The following is a 17,520-nucleotide window of genomic DNA, read 5'->3' as shown; positions in this document are numbered from 1 at the left end:
GCGCTCAGCCTCCGATCGCGGCCAGGTACTCGCTGTAGAACAGCGCAAGGCCTATCGCGGACGCAATCGCCGCGAGCAGCCAGAATCTGATGATCACCGTGGTTTCCGCCCACCCGGCAAGCTCGAAGTGATGATGGAAAGGCGCCATTCGGAACACTCGCCGCCGACTCGAACGGAACACTGCCACCTGGATGACCACGGAAGCCGCCTCGGCAACGAACAGCGCGCCGATCACCACCATCAACAGTTCGGTGCGGGTCGTGATGGACAGCCCCGCGAGCATGCCACCAAGGGCCAACGACCCGGTGTCTCCCATGAAGATCTTCGCCGGTGCGGCGTTCCACCACAGGAAGCCGATGCACGCGCCGGCGCCCGCACCACAGATCAGCGCCAGGTCCAACGGATCCCGGACGTCGTAGCAGCCCTTGCCCGGAGCCGTTTCGCACGAATTGCGGTACTGCCAGAAGGTGATGATCACGTAAGCGCCCAGCACCAAGCTCATCGAGCCGGCCGCGAGTCCGTCGAGGCCATCGGTGAGGTTGACAGCGTTGGACCATGCGATCACGAGAAGGCACGTCAACAGAACGAATACGATGGCGCCCAGCGTGACCGTCGTGATGTCGCGCACGTAGGACAAGTTGGCGCTACCCGGTGTCAGGTCGTTTCCGCCCCTGAACTGCAGCGCCAGTATGCCGAAAATGATCGCACTGACGACCTGTCCGACATACTTTCCGGTCGCATTCAGTCCGAGATTGCGCTGTTTGCGGATCTTGATGAAGTCGTCGAGGAATCCGACGATGCCGAGCGAGGTCGCCAATCCCAGGACCAACAGACCTGAAGCCGAGGGTCCGTCTGCGTTGTACCCCACCCCGATAAGGTGCGAGCCCCAGTAGCCGGCCCACAGACCTGCAAGAATCGCGACGCCGCCCATCGTGGGTGTGCCGCGCTTCGACTGGTGAGTCTTGGGGCCCTCGACACGGATCTCCTGGCCGAACCCCTGCCGAGAGAACGCCTTGATCAACACCGGCGTCAGCAGAATCGACACGGCGAGCGCAATGCCTGCCGCAAAGAGGATCTGTCTCACCGTGTTGCCTCCGAACCGGTTTCCGTCTGTTTCGCGCGCCGACCGTCATCGGCCAACACCGCTTCTGCAACTTCCCACAGTCCTATCGACTGTGATGCCTTCACCAACACCAGATCTCCGGGCGCCAATTCGGCTTCGAGCGCCGCGATGGCTGCCGGGATGTCCGGCACGATCATCGACTCGTCACCCCAGGAGCCTTCCATGATCGCGCCCTGATGGAGCGCCCGCGCCGGCCGGTCGGTGCCCACCACGATCAGCCGGCTCACATCGAGCCGGACTGCCAATCGTCCGATGGCATCGTGCTCGACCACTGATTCCGGGCCCAACTCGGCCATTTCACCGAGAACCGCCCAGCTTCGACGCTTGCCCTCCCGGCTCGAACGCGCCATCGAGACGAGTGCCTTGAGTGCGGCGCGCATCGAGTCCGGGTTCGCGTTGTACGAGTCGTTCACGACGGTCACCCCGTCTGCACGGTCACGCACGTCCATCCGCCGTTCCGAGGCGGCCGACGCGCCGGACAGAGCGGTGGCAACCTGCTCTACCGTCGCACCGCATTCGAGCGCAACCGCCGCCGCCGACAGTGCGTTACCAATCTGGTGTTCGCCGTGCACCGACAGCTCGACCTGCGCACTCCCGGCCGGCGTCGCGAGTGTGAAACTCGCGCGTGCCTGCTCGTCGAGATGCACATCTGTCGCCCTGATCTGCGCAGTGGCGGAACGCCCTACGAGGACCACCCTTGCCGGGGTGCGATTCGCCATGTCCGTCACGAGCGAGTCGTCCGCATTGAGGATCGCGACTCCGCCGAGGTCCGCCGAAGGCAATGATTCGGGGAGCTCGCCCTTTGCCGCCGCAATCGCCTCGCGCGAACCGAACTCACCCAGGTGCGCGGTGCCCACATTGAGGACGACGCCCAGTGTCGGTGGGGCCGTGCGTGCCAGCGCGGCGATGTGACCGGTCCCCCGCGCCGACAACTCGAGTACGAGGAACTTGGTGTCTGCATCGGCACGCAGCGCGGTCCAGGGATGTCCGAGTTCGTTGTTGAAGGACCCGGGCGGGGCAACCACCGAACCCAGCGGCCTCAACACCGATGCCATCAGGTCCTTCGTCGAGGTCTTGCCCGCCGATCCGGTCACGCCGACCACGGTCAGTCCGGAAGAGGTCAATTCGGTCACCACCGCGTTGGCCAGAGCCGCGAGAGCTGCGAGGACCGCAGCGCCGGACCCGTCGGTGTCGTGTTCGAGGGCCATCGCCCGGCTGGGATCTGCTGGAGGCAAGGTCGGCACCACGATCGCGGGCACGCCGACGTCTCGAGCAGCGAGCACTGCCGTCGCACCGGCCGCCACTGCGGCGGCGGCGTGGTCGTGACCGTCCACACGGGCCCCCGGGAGCGCCAGGAACAGGCCACCAGGACCGACTTTCCGTGAATCGAACTCGACGCTGCCCGTCACGAGCCGCGACGAATCGTCCACGTTCACGAGACGACCGCCGACGACCTCGGCGATGCGTGCGAGGGTCATCGGGATCATTTCCCGCCTCCGATTCTCCGGTCGATCGCGTCGGCAACTACCGCGCGATCGTCGAACGGATGCTTCACCCCGTCCACTTCCTGTCCCGTCTCGTGGCCCTTGCCTGCAACGAGTACGACGTCGCCGGTGCGCGCCCATTCGATGGCCGTCGCAATGGCCGACGCTCGGTCCGCCACCTCGCGAACCTCACCGCGTTCCGTGGCCGGTACCTCTTCTGCTCCCCCACGTACGGCCGCGCGGATGTCGACCGGATCCTCGGTACGGGGGTTGTCGTCGGTGACGATCAGCAGTTCGCTGCCACGTGCGGCAACGGCACCCATCAGCTCACGCTTGGCCTTGTCGCGATCTCCCCCGGCGCCGACAACGACGGCCAGGCGGCCGGACGACTGCCCACGCAAGGTTCCGATGACCGCACCGAGAGCCGCGGGCTTGTGCGCGTAGTCGACCACCGCGAGAAAATCCTGACCACGGTCGACCCGCTGCACTCGGCCAGGCACGTCGACGGCAGCCAATGCGCCTATCGATTCGTCTTCCGGAACGCCGGCCGCCTCCGCGATTGCGACGGCAAGGCTGGCGTTGGCGACGTTGTAGTCGCCGGGCAGCCGCAACCGTACGACGCTCGAGCGACCCGCCGGGTCCACGAGATCGAAGCTCTGCATCCCGGTGGTGTCGAGGCTGCCGCCCTTCGCTCGCCAGTCCGCCGGCTGCGCCGGCTGCGGGCCCACCGGAACGGTCGCGACGGTGGTGACTTCCGCGCCCGCGTCCCGAGCGATGCCGGCCATGCGTCGCCCCCATTCGTCGTCGACGCACACGACAGCCTTGCGCGCCCGAACCGGAGACCCGCCTTCGAACAGCCGAGCCTTGGCCGCGAAGTAGTCCTCGAAGTCGCGGTGGAAGTCCAGGTGATCCTGCGAGAGATTGGTGAAGGCACCGATGGCGAACCGGACTCCGTCCACCCGACCGAGCGCCAAGGCATGGCTGGACACCTCCATCACCGCGGTGTCGATTCCCTGCTCGAGCATCACTGCGAAGAGTGCGTGCAGCTGCGGCGCCTCCGGTGTGGTCAGCGCACTCGGCACCCGGTTTCCCTTGATGCGAGTCTCGATGGTGCCCACGAGCCCAGGCGTACGCCCGCCCGCCGTGATCGCCGCCTCGACGAGGTACGACGTAGTCGTCTTACCCGAGGTCCCGGTAATTCCGATCACGGTCATCTTCTCGGTCGGGTGTCCGTAGATCGTGGCGGACACCATGCCCAGGAGCGCACGGGGGTTCTCGTGAACCAGAAAAGGTACGCCGGTGTCCGCGCCGGTCTCCTTGGCGAGGTCGAGACCGGCATCGTCCGTGAGCACTGCGCGCGCACCCAGCGCAACCGCGTCCGCCACGAAACGCGCACCGTGCATCCGCGCTCCGGGCAAGGCCGCGAAGAGGTCACCGGCAAAGACCGCCTGAGCCCGCAGGTCGATTCCGGTGACCGTGACGGCTCCACCGTCGGTTTCGGGCTCTGCGCCGATCCACTCGATCCGCGCGCCGGTAAGAGAGGCGAGGTCGCCGAGCGCCGTGACCACGGGCTGAGTGGGACGGAGACTCGTGACGGCGGCAACCGAACTCGGCGATGTCTGAGAACGGGACGGCTCGGGCACCTGGCTCCTCTCGGGACATCCGAACAGCTCGGACGTCGTTCATCGGTCGGTCGTCGAACAACTGCAGGTCGATCCACTCGGTGGGCGCCCGACGCTACGTCGACGTGTCAGATTACCGCGCCTTCCTTCGAAGCTGGACTCGGCAAGCGGTACCTGCGCACCCGAGGCCGTCAGTCGGCCTGCAACACGAGTTCACGGCCCGGATCGGGTGACATCGGAACGCTGTCACGCTGGAGCATCCACGACGCGATGTTGTGGAACAAGGGCGCCGCCGAGGCTCCACCCGAACCGTCCGTACCTCGCTGCGGCGCATCGAGCATGATCCCGATCACGTACCGGGGATCGTCGGCAGGCGCGATCCCGGCGAAAGTGATCCAGTAGTCCGAGTTCGAGTAGCAGCCGCAGGCCGGATCGACCTGTTGCGCCGTGCCGGTCTTACCCGTGATCTGGTATCCGTCGACGGACGCACCCGCGCCCGATCCTTGCTGAACACCCGTGGGGTCACGCTGTGTCACTGCCCGGAACATGTCGCGCACGGTGCGTGCCGTCTCCGGCTTCACGACCTCTACGCCTTCAGGTTGCTCTGTTTCGGTGCGGTTTCCGTCCGCGTCCGTCGTGGCCTCGACGATCCGTGGGGGTATCCGCACACCGTCGTTGGCCATCGCCTGGTACATCCCGGTCATCTGCAGCAACGTCATGGACAGGCCTTGACCGATGGGCAGGTTGGCGAAAGTACCGCCCGACCATTGATCGCGCGGTGGCACGCTGCCGCCGCTCTCGCCGGGCAGGCCGACATCGGTGCGCTGGCCGAGCCCGAACTTCTTCAGCATGTCCGCGAATCGGTCCTCGCCGACTCGCTGCGCAAGCATCAGGGTGCCCACGTTCGACGACTTACCGAAGATGCCCGTCGCCGTGTACGGAACGACGCCGTGTTCCCACGCGTCTCGCACCGTCACACCCGACATCTCGATGCCTCCCGGAACCTGCAGCACCTCGTCGGGTTTCGTCAGGCCGTACTCGATCGCCGCCGCGGCCGTGATGATCTTGTTCACCGATCCGGGCTCGAACGGAGTACTCACGGGAAGGTTGCCCATCTCGGCCGTACGGGAATTGTTGCCGACCCCGATCGCCGGGTTGAACGTCCCATCGTTCGACATCGACAGGACCTTGCCCGTCTTCGCGTCGAGCACCACCGCCGACGCGTTCTTGGCCCCCGACTTGTCCTTGGCCATCTGAACCTGCTGCTGCACGTAGTACTGCAGGTCGGAGTCGATCGTGAGCTGAACGCTCGAACCATCGACCGCCGGCTGCTTGTCGCGCCAGCTTCCAGGAATGACAGCGTTGTCCGAACCCCGGTCGTACGTCTCCGACCCGTCGGTACCCGCAAGGGTCGAGTCCATCGAATCCTCGAGTCCGAGTAGACCGTGACCGTCCCAGCCGGTGGCGCCCACGAGGTTCGCAGCCAACGACCCGCCGGGGTACTCGCGAATGTCCTGCCGTTCGAGACCGACCTCGCTGTACTTCTCGCTGATCTCGGCGGCAACCGCCGGGTCCACGCTTCGCGCCAAGTACACGAAGGTCTCGTCGCTGTGCAGCTTCTCGAGGACGTCCTTCTCCGGCGCGGCGTCCCCGAGTTTGTCGTGGATCTCCTTGGCGATGGCGTCGAGTCGCTCTTCGACCTCGGGCGCATCCGGACTCTTCTTACGAGCCTCTTCCAGTTCCTTCTCGACGCGCGCGGGCTGAAACGTCAGCGCCTTCGCTTCCATGGTGAAGGCGATGGGATTGCCGTTGCGGTCGTCGATGGAGCCACGCACCGCAGGATCGACCTTGGTCGTGGTGCGCTGGTTCGCCGCTTCCGCCGACAGACGTGGCGCATCGACGCCCTGCACCCAGAGTAGCTGCGCAGCGGCCAGGCCGAGGGCGCCGAACATTGCAAGACGCCCCATCCGCCGGCGGAATCGAAACGAATTCGTTCCTCCGGCGTTGGGGCGCCGTGGCCTACCTCGTGGAGCGCTTCGGGTCACCCGCGACCACCCGATGAAGACGTAGAAGGAATCACGGGAACCAATTGTTCACCCTCCGCCTGGATCCCCGTGTCATTGCGAGGAGTCGGCGTGGCGGACCGGCCGGGCGCAGCAGGGGCCTGCCTGGAGGACCCTTCGGTACGTGTGGTGATCGTGTTCCGCGTCTGATTGGACGGTGCCGGAGCATTGAGCGGCGGGACCGGAGCACCGGAAGCGGGGGCCGGGGTGCCGACCACCTCGACCGCACCGTCGGCGTGGACCACCAGACGGGCCGGATCGATGGCAGGCACCATGCCCAGCTTGGCCGCTTCCTCGGCAAGCTTGGGCGCGGAATTGGCGGTCTCGACGTCGCGTTCGAGTGCCGCCTTCTGCTCGACGAGGCTCTGGTTGTGCTCGCGCGCCTCGCTGAGCCCGTAGGAATCCTCTGCCGCTCGCGTCGTCAGGAGCAGGGTCAGCGCGAGGCCGAGCGCCAACATCCCGATGATGGTCGCGACGAACGGGATCCGGGCCGCCATCGTGCCGGCACGAACCTTCCCTGCCTGCGCAGAGACTCCGGAATCGCTACGGACCCCTGCACGCTGGGTACGTCGTTCGTACGCCCGCTGCGCCGCGCTCGAACGGCGACCGCCACGCGTCGAACGTGGGGAACTCACCTGAACAGTCATGCCGCCGCCCTCCTGGCAATTCTTTCCGCGGCACGCAGACGTACCGGGGCTGATCGTGGGTTCTCTTCTATTTCCTGTTCCGAGGCACGTTCTGCACCCCGGGTGACGATTCGAAACTCGGGTCCCATACCGGGGAGTTCGACAGGGAGCCCTTCCGGACTCTTCGACTTCGCGCGCGGTGTGATCTCCTGCTTGACCACGCGGTCCTCGAGGGACTGGTACGACATGAAGACGGCCCGGCCACCGACTGTGAGCGCGTCGAGCGCGGCGGGCACGGCAGCTCGCAGTGATTCCAGCTCACTGTTCACTTCGATCCGCAGAGCCTGGAATGTGCGCTTGGCCGGATGACCACCCGTGCGCCTCGTTGCAGCAGGAATCGCGCGGTACAGCAATTCCACGAGTGCAGCGCTCGTGGTGAACGGCTCCTTCTCCCGCTGCCGCAACACCTCAGACGCGATCTTTCCTGCGAAGCGCTCCTCCCCGTACGTACTGAGGATGCGAGCAAGATCACCGTGGGAGTACGTGTTGAGAACTTCGGCAGCCGTGATACCGACTGTCGGATCCATTCGCATGTCGAGCGGTGCGTCGATCGAGTACGCGAAGCCTCGATCCGCCTCGTCGAGTTGCATCGACGACACACCCAGGTCGAAGAGAATCGCGTGCACTGACTCGTGCGGGGCGAGACCGGCCTGCTCGAGGGCGTCGACGATTCCGTCGTATCGAGTGTGGACGAACGTGATGCGGTCGGCGTACTCGGCGAGCCTGTCGGCGGCGATGCGAAGCGCGTTCGGATCGCGATCGAGCGCCACCATGCGCATGTTCGAGTAGGTCCGAAGAAAGTGTTCGGAATGACCGCCGAGGCCGAGCGTCGCATCGATCATGACTGCGTCGGTTCCGTCGGCGTCGATACCGGTCAGTGCTGGAGACAACAGTTCGTCGGCTCGGTGCAGGAGAACCGGAACGTGGCCGAAGGCACCGGTCGGCGAGGAGTTGGTCGCCTCGTCTTCCACCATGCTGTCCTCCGGCCTGCTTCCTCGCTGCTACTTCTGTTACCTGGCCCGCCGACTCTGTGGTCGTGGGGTCGAGTGAATGCTTCGGGGTCCCTGTCCGAAGTGGGAACCTGGCGCTGGGGAAGTGCGTCAGGGTCCCGTCGGACAGAGGCCTCGCGGCACTCACCGCGAGAGTGCGGTCAAACGATCCCTCCGAGGGATACGCCCGTCGCTTGCGAGTAGTTCTCCTCGTTCACATCCACGTAGGTCTGCCATGCCTGCGCATCCCAGATCTCGAGGAAGTCGACCGAGCCGATGACCACGCATTCCTTGGAAAGGCCTGCGTATCGCCGATGATCTGCCGAGAGGGTGATTCGCCCCTGGGCATCTGCGTACTGTTCGTCGGTTCCAGCGGCCAAGTTTCGAACGAACGCCCGAGCCTCGGGATCGTTTCGCGAAGCCGCCGCCGCACGTCGTGCGAGCGCTGTGAACTCCTCCCGGGGATACACGGCGAGGCTGTGATCTTGACCTTTGGTGATCATCAACCCTCCCGCCAGCGTTTCCCGGAACTTTGCAGGCAATGTCAGTCGCCCTTTGTCATCGAGCTTCGGCGTGTAGGTACCGAGAAACACTCGACACCTCCCACTGTGTTCACAGCCGAACGTCTTGCACTCGAACGGATCACCTCTGCTCTCCGCTGCTCACCACAATACCCCACTTTCCCCCACACTCAAGGCAGATCCGTTCGAGTTTTCTGGCTGTTTGCCAAGTACTTACTGGTCACACGACATTAAGGGCGGTGGGGGAAACTTTCGAGGGTGACGATCCTCCCATCGAGAAACGCCCAAATCGCCCCCTCCAACGTTTCCCCATCTGCGATAACAGCAGGTGAATGTCCCATACAGTCCGAATACTCGGCGCCAGAGACAGGGACCGCACACCGGTGTGGGTGAAAGTGGGGACCGGGGGTGAAACTGGGCGGAGTCGCCCATCCGGTCAGATTCGCTGGCGTGTCGGTTCCGCGATGGCGACGCCCATTCGAGCAGGGCAGCCGGCAACACACGAAGGCGGCGTCACACCCGGTGGTGTGACGCCGCCTTCGTGTCGAGAAAAGTATCTACTCTTGTTCGAACCGCCTACGGAACCGGTCTTCCATTCGGGAGGAGAATCCACCTCCCGCGCTCTTCTTCGGAGCACGCGGCTTCGTTGGATGCCCCGCTCCCTTGGAAGTTGCGCTGCGATCCGAGTCTTCGTCGTGTGCCTGCTCGGCCTTCTTCCCGCCGCCCCACAACATGAGAACGCCGGCACCGAACATGACGATGAAACCGATCAGGCTGATCACCGGGAATCCACCCGGCTTGAACGGAAGTGCAACTCCCGCAACCAGCAGAACGAGCCCCAGGACGAACAACGCGATCGCCTGGAGTCGACGTCGACTTGATGCCGCACGCATGCGGCCGCCTCGCACTGTGGAGGCAAATTTGGGGTCCTCGGCATAGAGAGCGCTCTCGATCTGATCGAGCATGCGCTGCTCGTGCTCGGAGAGTGGCACGGTACCTCCCCCGGCACTGGATGGTGGCAGCCTTCCCGCGGTGCGAGAAGGTGGGTAACCGACTTTCCCGGCTACCTGCTTTCAATAATACGAGTACATCGTGCCACGTACCACCTACTCCGAGAACCAGTTCGATTCAGGTGATTCCGACAGAGGTATTCAACGCCGCTCACACGACGACAAAACCCCAGGGGACACAGCTGCACCACGCGACACAAGCGTCTCAGGACGCGCGCAGATCGAGTCGCCCAGCGAGCCCGATGAAGTCCTCCACCTCGTGGAGGAATTCGCCGACTGCGGCATGAAAAGCATTCGCGTCCGACTCGGTCACGGCGGCGGATACACCGGCCTCGATCGCAATGCGGGTCGGTGACCAGCCGGCGAAATAGTCGGCCCAACCTCCGAACTCCGGAGTGGCCTGCACCAGGAGCACCCACGCGTTACGCGAACGAGTCCGCCGAGCCGACCCACGATCCGCCCCTTCGGCCGCGGCCAACACCGCGCCGGCCCCTCTCAATGCAGCCAGATACGCGCAATGAAACCGATCTGCCGATACTTCTGCACCAACGGCCTCTGAAAAAAGTGCGTCCGCCCTATTCAACAATGTCGATGCCCGACGAGAGACCGGATGCGCGTGCGGGTATGCCGTCACTTCCAACACCTCCATCTCGACCCCGGCGCATCCTTGTTTCGAGGATGTATCGGGACGACTGCTCGGGATCCGGTGATGCTCGCTTCCCTCGAGCATCACCGGATCACCGATATCGAACGTGTGTTCGACCTATTCAATGTAACTGCACCCACCGACAGACCGTCAAGAGATGAGGTGAGACAGGTCGACACGAACGAAGCCCGCACGCCTCTCGTCGTCGAACTGGACGAGGACGACTTCCGGACACGTATGCACGAAGCGCTGTCGATCTACGTGGCCGCGATGAACTATCCCCTCGGTACCGAGTACCACCGCGCGCCGATGTGGACCGAGCATCTGCGGCGCCCGGGCTGGCAGGCAGTCGGCGCGCTTGCCGCCGAGCCCGGACGCACCTCTGCGGACGCCGGTACCGGTGCCCCGCTCGTCGCCGTCGCCTACGGATACCGCGGCTCCCCGGAACAGTGGTGGTACCAACAGGTGAAATCGGGGATGCAACGATCCGGCTGGGACGACACCACCATCGACGCCACACTCGGCGACTATTTCGAACTGACCGAACTGCACGTCGCTCCGTCCGCCCAGGGACATCGCACGGGCGAGCGTCTACTGCGTCGCCTCCTCGCCGAGAGACCGGAGCGAGGTGTCCTCCTCTCCACCCCCGAGATCGCCGAGGAGGACAACCGCGCGTGGCGCCTCTACCGCCGACTCGGGTTTCAGGATGTCCTTCGCCACCACCACTTCGCGGGCGACCGCCGCCCCTTCGCCGTACTCGGACGCGGGCTTCCGTTCACGGAAGCCGAGGCGACGTCGTGAGCGCGCCTGTCGACGTCGTCGTAGTGGGATCCGGCCACAATGCACTGGTCGCAGCCTGTTACACGGCTCGGGCCGGCAGATCGGTCGAGGTCCTCGAACGCGACACCGTCGTCGGTGGCGCCGTATCGACCGTCGAGCGCTTTCCCGGCCATCAGGTCGATCGCGGTTCGTCCGCGCACATCATGATCCGACACACCGGGATCATCGAGGAACTCGACCTCGCAGCTCACGGCCTCCGTTACATCGACTGCGACCCATGGGCATTCGCACCGCCGCCGACAGGCTCGGACCGCCCTGGCATCGTCTTCGAGCGCAGCCTCGACGCAACCTGCCGTTCGATCGAAGCAGCTTGTGGCGCGAGAGAAGCCGACGCCTACCGACGATTCGTGCAGGTCTGGGGTCCGCGCAGCGCACGTGTGATGCGCGCCTTCTCCGGCCCCCCGACCGGACCGTCTCTGGCGTCGTCGTTCTGGGGTCTCGAGGCCGAAGGTGGCGGCAGCGATCTGTCCCGCCAGTTCCTGGGCTCCGGCGACGCACTCCTCGACGAGTACTTCGACGACGAACCGCTGAGGGCGGCCCTCGCCTGGTTCGGAGCTCAATCCGGGCCACCGATGTCCGAACCCGGCACCGCCCCGATGATCGGGTTCGCCGCCCTCATGCACACGACTCCGCCCGGCCGCGCGGTGGGCGGCAGCGGTGCGCTCACCGCCGCACTCGCCCGGCGACTCGAATCCGACGGCGGGAGCTTGTCCACGGGCGACGCCGTGGTCTCGATTCGCCGCTCGGGCGAGCACTGGCTCACCCGAACCGCCACGGGCCGTGAGATCCGCTCGCGCTCGGTGATCGCGGGATGTCACGTTCTCACCACACTCGACCTGCTGGAACAGGGCGGTTTCGATTCAGGTGTCCTCACGAAATGGCGCCGACGCATCCGGGTCGGGCCGGGCATCGGAATGGTGGTGCGGCTCGCGACCCGATCACTCCCCCAATACCCGTCGACCGATTCTGCGGTGACGAACGGATTGCAGCTTCTCGTCTCGGATCGCTCGCAGCTACGGCAGGCACACGGTGCGGCCCTCGCGGGCGAGCTACCACCCCGTCCCGCAGTCCTGGGGATGAGTTTCAGCGGACTCGACCCGACCATCAGTCCGCCGGGTGAGCACCAGGTCACTCTCTGGTCACAGTGGCATCCGTATCGACTCTCGGGCGATCGCAACTGGAACGACCTTGCCGAGAGTGAAGCGGACCGCATCGTTGGTGAAATGGAGGCGCTCGCTCCCGGATTCACCGACTCGATTCGGGCGCGACACGTTCAGTCGCCTCCGGATCTCGAAGACGAAATGGGCCTGATCGGCGGGAACGTCATGCACGTCGAGATGTCGCTCGACCAGATGATGATGTGGCGGCCGCTGCCCGAACTGTCCGGCCATCGTGTGCCCGGCGCCGACGGCCTCTACCTCACCGGCGCATCGACGCACCCCGGAGGCGGCGTCTCGGGCGCGAGTGGACGCACGGCCGCCCGAATCGCGCTGGGCGACTTCCGCACCGATCGGGCGCGACGAGTCCTGAAGCTCGGCAAGCGATCGCGACCATGACACCGTCACGTGCCGGGGTCAGATTCTCGGCAGTGCTGGCCGGTTCTGCGATCGCAGCACAGATCGTCTATCCCCTGACTCAGGGCGACGTGCGGGACGTGGTGACCGCGATCGTGGTTCTGTTGTCGGCCGCCGCATGTCTCGTGCACGCCGCATCGACACGTGGCACGACCTGGATGCTGGCCATGCTGTCGGCTACGGCAGGCATCGGCTTCGCGTCGGAGGTGATCGGCACTGCGACAGGCATCCCCTACGGCTGCTATTCGTACGCCCTCGATCGACTCGGCCCCGACATCGCCGGCGTACCGCTCGTAGTGCCGCTCGCCTGGGTCGCCGGCTTCTATCCGGTCTGGTGCGTCGCCGAACGAATCGCGCGAACCCGCTGGGCGCGCGCGATTCTGACCGTCGTCGGCGTCGTGGGCTGGGATCTGTACCTCGACCCGCAGATGGTGGCCGACGGTCAATGGAACTGGTGCGTCACCGATTCCGGGCTTCCCGGAATCGATCACATTCCGCTCACCAACTACGTCGGCTGGATCGTGGCCGCGGCTCTGATGGTCGCGGTCGTGCAGGCGTTCGATCCACGGATTCGACGTACCCGGACCGAGCACGTAAGCAGCGACGCGGTTCCCCTCGTGCTGTTCGTATGGACGTGGCTCGGGTCCGCCCTCGCCCACGCGGTCTTCCTGAGTGCGCCGGAATTGCGGTTCTCCGCCGTCTACGGTTTCGCGGCGATGGGGGTGCTCGGAGTTCCACTCGTCCGAAAGTATTTGTCCGAACGAACCCGTCCGTCCTGAGCCAAGATGCGCCCCGATGGGGCCGACGCCGCCGCGCGGATGGGCAACACACCCCCCATCCTCCGACACCGACACCCCTGTACTGGCACGATAGCCCTGTGCAACTGCCCTCGATTACGGCCACGACCCGACGTTCCGGGCGTCGGGCCCTGTCCATCGTCGTCCTCGCGCTCCTTCTCGTCCCAGCGCTGACCGCCTGCTTGCGAGTCCAGGTCTCCATGGGTGTGTCGGCAAACGACCGGGTGTCCGGGCAGATCGTTGCGGCCACAGTGCCCGTCGACGAACAGGACAAGGGTCCTCAACTCGTGCCGCCGGACTCGCTTGCCGACAAGATTCGGGTCCAGGAATACAAGAGGGACGGCTACGTCGGGACCCAGGCATTCTTCAGCGACCTCACGTTCGGCGACGTGACGCAGCTCGGGTCGATGAGCGAACAAGCCGGTGGAGCCCTGCAGATCGCGCTGCGCCGCTCCGGTGACTTCGTGACCCTCGAAGGCAAGGCCGACCTGGAAGCTGTGCCGGCCACGGGCTCCGACGTCCAGTTCACGATCGCCTTCCCTGCCAGAGTCGCCACCACCAACGGCACCCGCGAGGGTGATTCGATCGTGTCCTGGAAGCTTCCGGCCGGTGAGAAGAGCACGATTCGCGCCGAGGTTCGCTATGCGGATCCGAACACCCGCAGTTTCGCCGGCTGGGCCGGAATCGTCGGGGGCGTGACGATCGGGGTCGCTGTCATCGTCGGCGCGCTCGCCTGGATCGGCCGAAACAGGGATCCCGCTGTGGGCGGTGGCCGCAAGGCGTCATCCTCCGGATCCGACGTGTGACAATCGGCCGACTTCCGGTAGCGGCAGCCGCCGGACTCGCCGGACTCGGACTCGCCACCGCGGTGGCGAACGCCTTCACCCTCCCCCGACTTCCGCGTCCCACGGTCACGCCGGGCCAGTTCGGCGAGCCGGTGACGGTCGTCGTTCCCGCTCGCAACGAGAGCCGCAGGCTGCCTGCGCTTCTCGGCGACTTGCGGGCACAAACGGGCCTGTCCGCCCTTCGAGTGATCGTCTACGACGACAAGTCCTCGGACGACACGGCCGATGCGGCCGAGCGCGCGTGCGGTGAAGACGACCGACTCTTGGTGATTCGAGGGTCCGCCGAACCCCCCGACGGCTGGGTCGGCAAACCAGCGGCATGCGTCGCCGCGGTCGCCGCCGCACCACCCACACCCGACACGGGCGTGATCGTCTTTCTCGACGCCGATGTGCGCCTGCACCCCAACGCAATCGCCACCGCGTGCCTCGAAGCGCGCCGACTCGGGTGCGACATGCTCTCACCCTGGCCGTTCCAGATCGCACAGTCGTGGCCGGAGCGATTCATCCAGCCACTGCTGGCCTGGTCGTGGGCATCGACCCTTCCGATCGCCTTCGCCAACCGAGACCGACGAACGTCCACCGTCGTCGCGTGCGGACAATTTCTCGTGTTCGACTGGGCGACCTATCTCGCAGTAGGTGGCCATCGCGCCGTCGCCTCCAGCGTCACGGACGACCTCGACATCGCCCGCGTACTACGCAGGTCCGGACATCGCACCGCGGTCGCGACCGCGGGCGAGTATGCGACGTGCCGAATGTACGAGGGCGGGACATCGTTGCGCGACGGGTACAGCAGGTGGCTGTGGTCCGCTTTCGGTGGCCGCGCCGGTGCAGCAGCGTTGTCGGCGACTCTCTGGTCTGCGTACGTGCTGCCGCCGATCGCCGCGATCTTCGGACGAGGAGCGGTCAGACGGTGGGCGGTCGGCGCCTACGCCTGCGCCGTCGGCTCACGGATGATCACGCGATACGCGGAGAAAGGCGCAGCGCCCGACGAGTCGGACATCGTGGACGCACTCGCCCATCCTGTATCCGTCGTGGCCGCGACCTACCTCGTCGCGGTGTCGCATCGAGACCACTCGCGGGGCCGAACACGTTGGAAGGGTAGAAAACTCAGCTGACCGAGGCAGAGTCCACTGCGGTACCGACCTTGTCGCCGAGCCGAGTGAGAACCTCACTGGTGGCGCGTGCGTAGTTGAGGGTGATGAAGTGCAATCCGGGCGCACCTTCGGCGATGAGTCGCTCGCTCATCTCCGTCGCGAGGTCGATGCCGATCTCTCGTACGGCGGCACGGTTCTCCTCGGGACCGTCACCGGCCGCGAGATCGAACTTCCGCTCGAGATGCGCGGGCAGCGAAGACCCCGACAGTTCCAGCATTCTGCGTACCGACCGCAACGACGTGATCGGCATGATCTCCGGAATGATCGGCTTACGTCCCTGCTCGGCGTCGTAAGCGCTCACGCGGTCACGAAGACGCAGGTAGTCGTCCACGTCGAAGAACATCTGCGTGATCGAATACTCCGCGCCGGCCCGCAACTTCGACACCAGGTAGCGGGTGTCGTGAGCCAGGTCCGGAGCCCGGTAGTGCCCTTCCGGAAACGAGGCGACACCGACGTGGAAATCACCGAGGTCCCGAACGAGCCGCACCAGTTCCTCGGCGTACTCGACGCCTTCTGGATGCTGCTGCCATTCACCGAGCGGGTCCCCCGGGGGGTCACCACGGAGCACGAGAATGTTGCTGATCCCACGGTCCGCATACGCGCCGACCATGGAACGAAGTTCGTCGACGCTGTGGGACACCGCTGTGAGGTGTGCGACGGGAAGAAGCGTCGTCTCCTCTGCCAGCTCGCCCGTCACTCGCACGGTGCGGTCACGGGTGGATCCCCCGGCCCCGTAAGTCATCGACACGAAGGCCGGTCCCAGCCGTTCGAACACGCGAACGGCACGCCACAGTCTTGCCTCGGCCATTTCGTCGCGAGGCGGAGAGAACTCGACCGAGAACGGAACGCGGCCGGCAGGTGCCGCGTCGATCCGGTCGACGATGGACGGGGTACGAGTCACCCAACCTTCGCTGGCCCGCCCCCTGACGGAATCGAATGTCACCCGTCAAGCATATGTTCGATCGGGGGTGAACCGGACACTGCGTCCGCGGTCGCGGCCATATCCCCAGCGTGCAGCCAACTTATGCGTTCACTATGGTGGTCGTTGATTCTCATGGACCGCTAGCTTGGAGGCCATCCTGTCTGCTGGACCGCGACCGACCGCACTGGCGGCACAGGTCGAGACCGCCCTGCGTGATTTCTTCGCCTCCAGAGCCGACGTGGTGGACGAACTCGGTGCTGGCTACCGCGAGGCCGTCGACGCCCTCGAAAGTTTCGTCCTGCGCGGCGGCAAGCGCGTCCGACCGTCGTTCGCGTGGACCGGTTGGATCGGTGCCGGTGGCGACCCGACCGGCGAGGGCGCCGACCCCGTGTTGCGGGCGTGCTCCGCCCTCGAACTCGTCCAGGCCTGTGCCCTGGTGCACGACGACATCATCGACGCTTCGACCACGAGACGCGGCTACCCAACCGTCCACGTCGAATTCGCCGAAGCCCATCGACGCAAGCAGTGGAACGGCGACGCTGCGCACTTCGGTGAAGCCGTCGCGATTCTCCTGGGCGATCTCGCCCTCGCGTGGGCCGACGACATGATCAGGGAGTCCGGCATCGGCACCGAGGCCGCTGCTCGGGTCTCCCCGGTGTGGGCGGCCATGCGAACCGAAGTGCTCGGCGGCCAGTTCCTCGATATCTCGGGTGAGGCCGGTGGCGACGAATCCGTCGAAGCTGCGCTGCGCGTGAACCGATACAAGACCGCCGCGTACACGATAGAAAGACCGCTCCATCTGGGCGCCGCACTCGCCGGAGCCGACACTGCGCTCATTGCCGACTACCGAGCATTCGGGTGCGACATCGGCATCGCGTTCCAACTCCGTGACGACGTTCTCGGTGTCTTCGGTGATCCGGCAGTGACCGGTAAACCATCCGGAGACGACCTTCGCGCAGGAAAACGAACCGTGCTCTTCGCCACCGCGCTGCAGCGGGCCGACGCCAACGACCCGGCGGCCGCGCAACTGCTTCGCGACGGAATCGGAAGCGATCTGACCGACACCGAGGTCGACACACTCCGGGACGTCATCACCCGGGTCGGCGCGATCGACGACGTCGAACAGCGGATTGCCACCCTCACGGATCGAGCACTCGGCGTGCTCGAATCCAGTGCCACGACGACAGCGGCCAAAGAGACGCTCACCGAGATGGCGAGAGCCGCCACTCGCCGCGCGTCGTAGG

The 17,520-nt window shown here is 65.6% G+C and carries 16 protein-coding genes; 6 read left to right on the top strand and 10 right to left on the bottom strand.

The window, feature by feature from the left end:
* Positions 1-4 precede the first annotated feature (4 nt).
* From mraY to ACZI8R_RS10540, 9 genes are all read right to left on the bottom strand, one after another.
* Positions 5-1,084: a phospho-N-acetylmuramoyl-pentapeptide-transferase gene (mraY, locus tag ACZI8R_RS10580; protein ID WP_463379552.1), complete on the bottom strand. Its 1,080-nt coding sequence runs from the start codon at positions 1,082-1,084 to the stop codon at positions 5-7.
* Positions 1,081-2,610, bottom strand: a complete 1,530-nt coding sequence (locus ACZI8R_RS10575; protein WP_463379551.1) for a UDP-N-acetylmuramoyl-tripeptide--D-alanyl-D-alanine ligase — start codon at positions 2,608-2,610, stop codon at positions 1,081-1,083. The genes mraY and ACZI8R_RS10575 overlap by 4 nt, the downstream gene beginning before the upstream one ends.
* On the bottom strand, positions 2,607-4,250 hold the full coding sequence (locus ACZI8R_RS10570) for a UDP-N-acetylmuramoyl-L-alanyl-D-glutamate--2,6-diaminopimelate ligase (RefSeq protein WP_463379550.1): 1,644 nt from the start codon (positions 4,248-4,250) through the stop codon (positions 2,607-2,609). The genes ACZI8R_RS10575 and ACZI8R_RS10570 overlap by 4 nt, the downstream gene beginning before the upstream one ends.
* A 170-nt stretch (positions 4,251-4,420) precedes the next feature.
* Positions 4,421-6,274, bottom strand: a complete 1,854-nt coding sequence (locus tag ACZI8R_RS10565) for a peptidoglycan D,D-transpeptidase FtsI family protein (RefSeq protein ID WP_463379549.1) — start codon at positions 6,272-6,274, stop codon at positions 4,421-4,423.
* Entirely contained in the window at positions 6,271-6,939 is a 669-nt protein-coding gene (ftsL, locus tag ACZI8R_RS10560; protein ID WP_463379548.1) for a cell division protein FtsL, read from the bottom strand. The genes ACZI8R_RS10565 and ftsL overlap by 4 nt, the downstream gene beginning before the upstream one ends.
* Entirely contained in the window at positions 6,936-7,952 is a 1,017-nt protein-coding gene (rsmH, locus tag ACZI8R_RS10555) for a 16S rRNA (cytosine(1402)-N(4))-methyltransferase RsmH (protein WP_463379547.1), read from the bottom strand. Before rsmH ends, ftsL begins: the two co-directional genes overlap by 4 nt.
* A gap of 176 nt (positions 7,953-8,128) precedes the next feature.
* Positions 8,129-8,560 carry a division/cell wall cluster transcriptional repressor MraZ gene (gene mraZ, locus ACZI8R_RS10550; protein WP_463379546.1) on the bottom strand — a complete coding sequence of 144 codons (432 nt, stop codon included), beginning with the start codon at positions 8,558-8,560 and terminating at the stop codon, positions 8,129-8,131.
* Positions 8,561-9,045: 485 nt separating this feature from the next.
* Complete coding sequence (locus tag ACZI8R_RS10545) at positions 9,046-9,480, bottom strand: DUF3040 domain-containing protein (protein WP_463379545.1); 435 nt, start codon at positions 9,478-9,480, stop codon at positions 9,046-9,048.
* Between the two features lie 223 nt (positions 9,481-9,703).
* Entirely contained in the window at positions 9,704-10,147 is a 444-nt protein-coding gene (locus ACZI8R_RS10540) for an SAV_6107 family HEPN domain-containing protein (RefSeq protein ID WP_463379544.1), read from the bottom strand.
* A gap of 159 nt (positions 10,148-10,306) precedes the next feature.
* On the opposite strand from ACZI8R_RS10540, the gene ACZI8R_RS10535 reads away from it, so the two are divergent.
* From ACZI8R_RS10535 to ACZI8R_RS10515, 5 genes are all read left to right on the top strand, one after another.
* Complete coding sequence (locus ACZI8R_RS10535; RefSeq protein ID WP_463379543.1) at positions 10,307-10,945, top strand: GNAT family N-acetyltransferase; 639 nt, start codon at positions 10,307-10,309, stop codon at positions 10,943-10,945.
* Positions 10,942-12,540, top strand: coding sequence for a phytoene desaturase family protein (locus tag ACZI8R_RS10530; RefSeq protein WP_463379542.1), 1,599 nt, complete (start codon positions 10,942-10,944; stop codon positions 12,538-12,540). Before ACZI8R_RS10535 ends, ACZI8R_RS10530 begins: the two co-directional genes overlap by 4 nt.
* Positions 12,537-13,337 (top strand): carotenoid biosynthesis protein, encoded by an 801-nt coding sequence (locus ACZI8R_RS10525; protein WP_463379541.1) that lies wholly within the window; start codon positions 12,537-12,539, stop codon positions 13,335-13,337. The genes ACZI8R_RS10530 and ACZI8R_RS10525 overlap by 4 nt, the downstream gene beginning before the upstream one ends.
* Before the next feature lie 98 nt (positions 13,338-13,435).
* Positions 13,436-14,161 carry an LppM family (lipo)protein gene (locus tag ACZI8R_RS10520; protein WP_463379540.1) on the top strand — a complete coding sequence of 242 codons (726 nt, stop codon included), beginning with the start codon at positions 13,436-13,438 and terminating at the stop codon, positions 14,159-14,161.
* Positions 14,158-15,315 carry a glycosyltransferase family 2 protein gene (locus tag ACZI8R_RS10515; protein WP_463379539.1) on the top strand — a complete coding sequence of 386 codons (1,158 nt, stop codon included), beginning with the start codon at positions 14,158-14,160 and terminating at the stop codon, positions 15,313-15,315. Before ACZI8R_RS10520 ends, ACZI8R_RS10515 begins: the two co-directional genes overlap by 4 nt.
* Here ACZI8R_RS10515 and ACZI8R_RS10510 read toward each other — a convergent pair.
* Positions 15,308-16,255, bottom strand: a complete 948-nt coding sequence (locus tag ACZI8R_RS10510) for a methylenetetrahydrofolate reductase (protein ID WP_463379684.1) — start codon at positions 16,253-16,255, stop codon at positions 15,308-15,310. The two genes, ACZI8R_RS10515 and ACZI8R_RS10510, sit on opposite strands and share 8 nt — an antisense overlap.
* A gap of 166 nt (positions 16,256-16,421) precedes the next feature.
* Between ACZI8R_RS10510 and ACZI8R_RS10505 the strand changes: the two genes are divergently transcribed.
* Complete coding sequence (locus ACZI8R_RS10505) at positions 16,422-17,519, top strand: polyprenyl synthetase family protein (protein WP_463379538.1); 1,098 nt, start codon at positions 16,422-16,424, stop codon at positions 17,517-17,519.
* Position 17,520: the final 1 nt, after the last annotated feature.

It is taken from the genome of Rhodococcus huquni (assembly GCF_055231055.1).
The sequence above is the reverse complement of the archived record's forward strand: the minus strand, read 5'-3'. Positions and strand labels throughout refer to the sequence as shown.

What these genes read in the sequence shown, in the direction of transcription:
- ACZI8R_RS10540 (WP_463379544.1), bottom strand. Translation starts at nt 10,147, where the DNA reads ATGGAGGTGTTGGAAGTGACGGCATACCCGCACGCGCATCCGGTCTCT.
- ACZI8R_RS10525 (WP_463379541.1), top strand. Translation starts at nt 12,537, where the DNA reads ATGACACCGTCACGTGCCGGGGTCAGATTCTCGGCAGTGCTGGCCGGT.
- rsmH (WP_463379547.1), bottom strand. Translation starts at nt 7,952, where the DNA reads ATGGTGGAAGACGAGGCGACCAACTCCTCGCCGACCGGTGCCTTCGGC.
- ftsL (WP_463379548.1), bottom strand. Translation starts at nt 6,939, where the DNA reads ATGACTGTTCAGGTGAGTTCCCCACGTTCGACGCGTGGCGGTCGCCGT.
- ACZI8R_RS10575 (WP_463379551.1), bottom strand. Translation starts at nt 2,610, where the DNA reads ATGATCCCGATGACCCTCGCACGCATCGCCGAGGTCGTCGGCGGTCGT.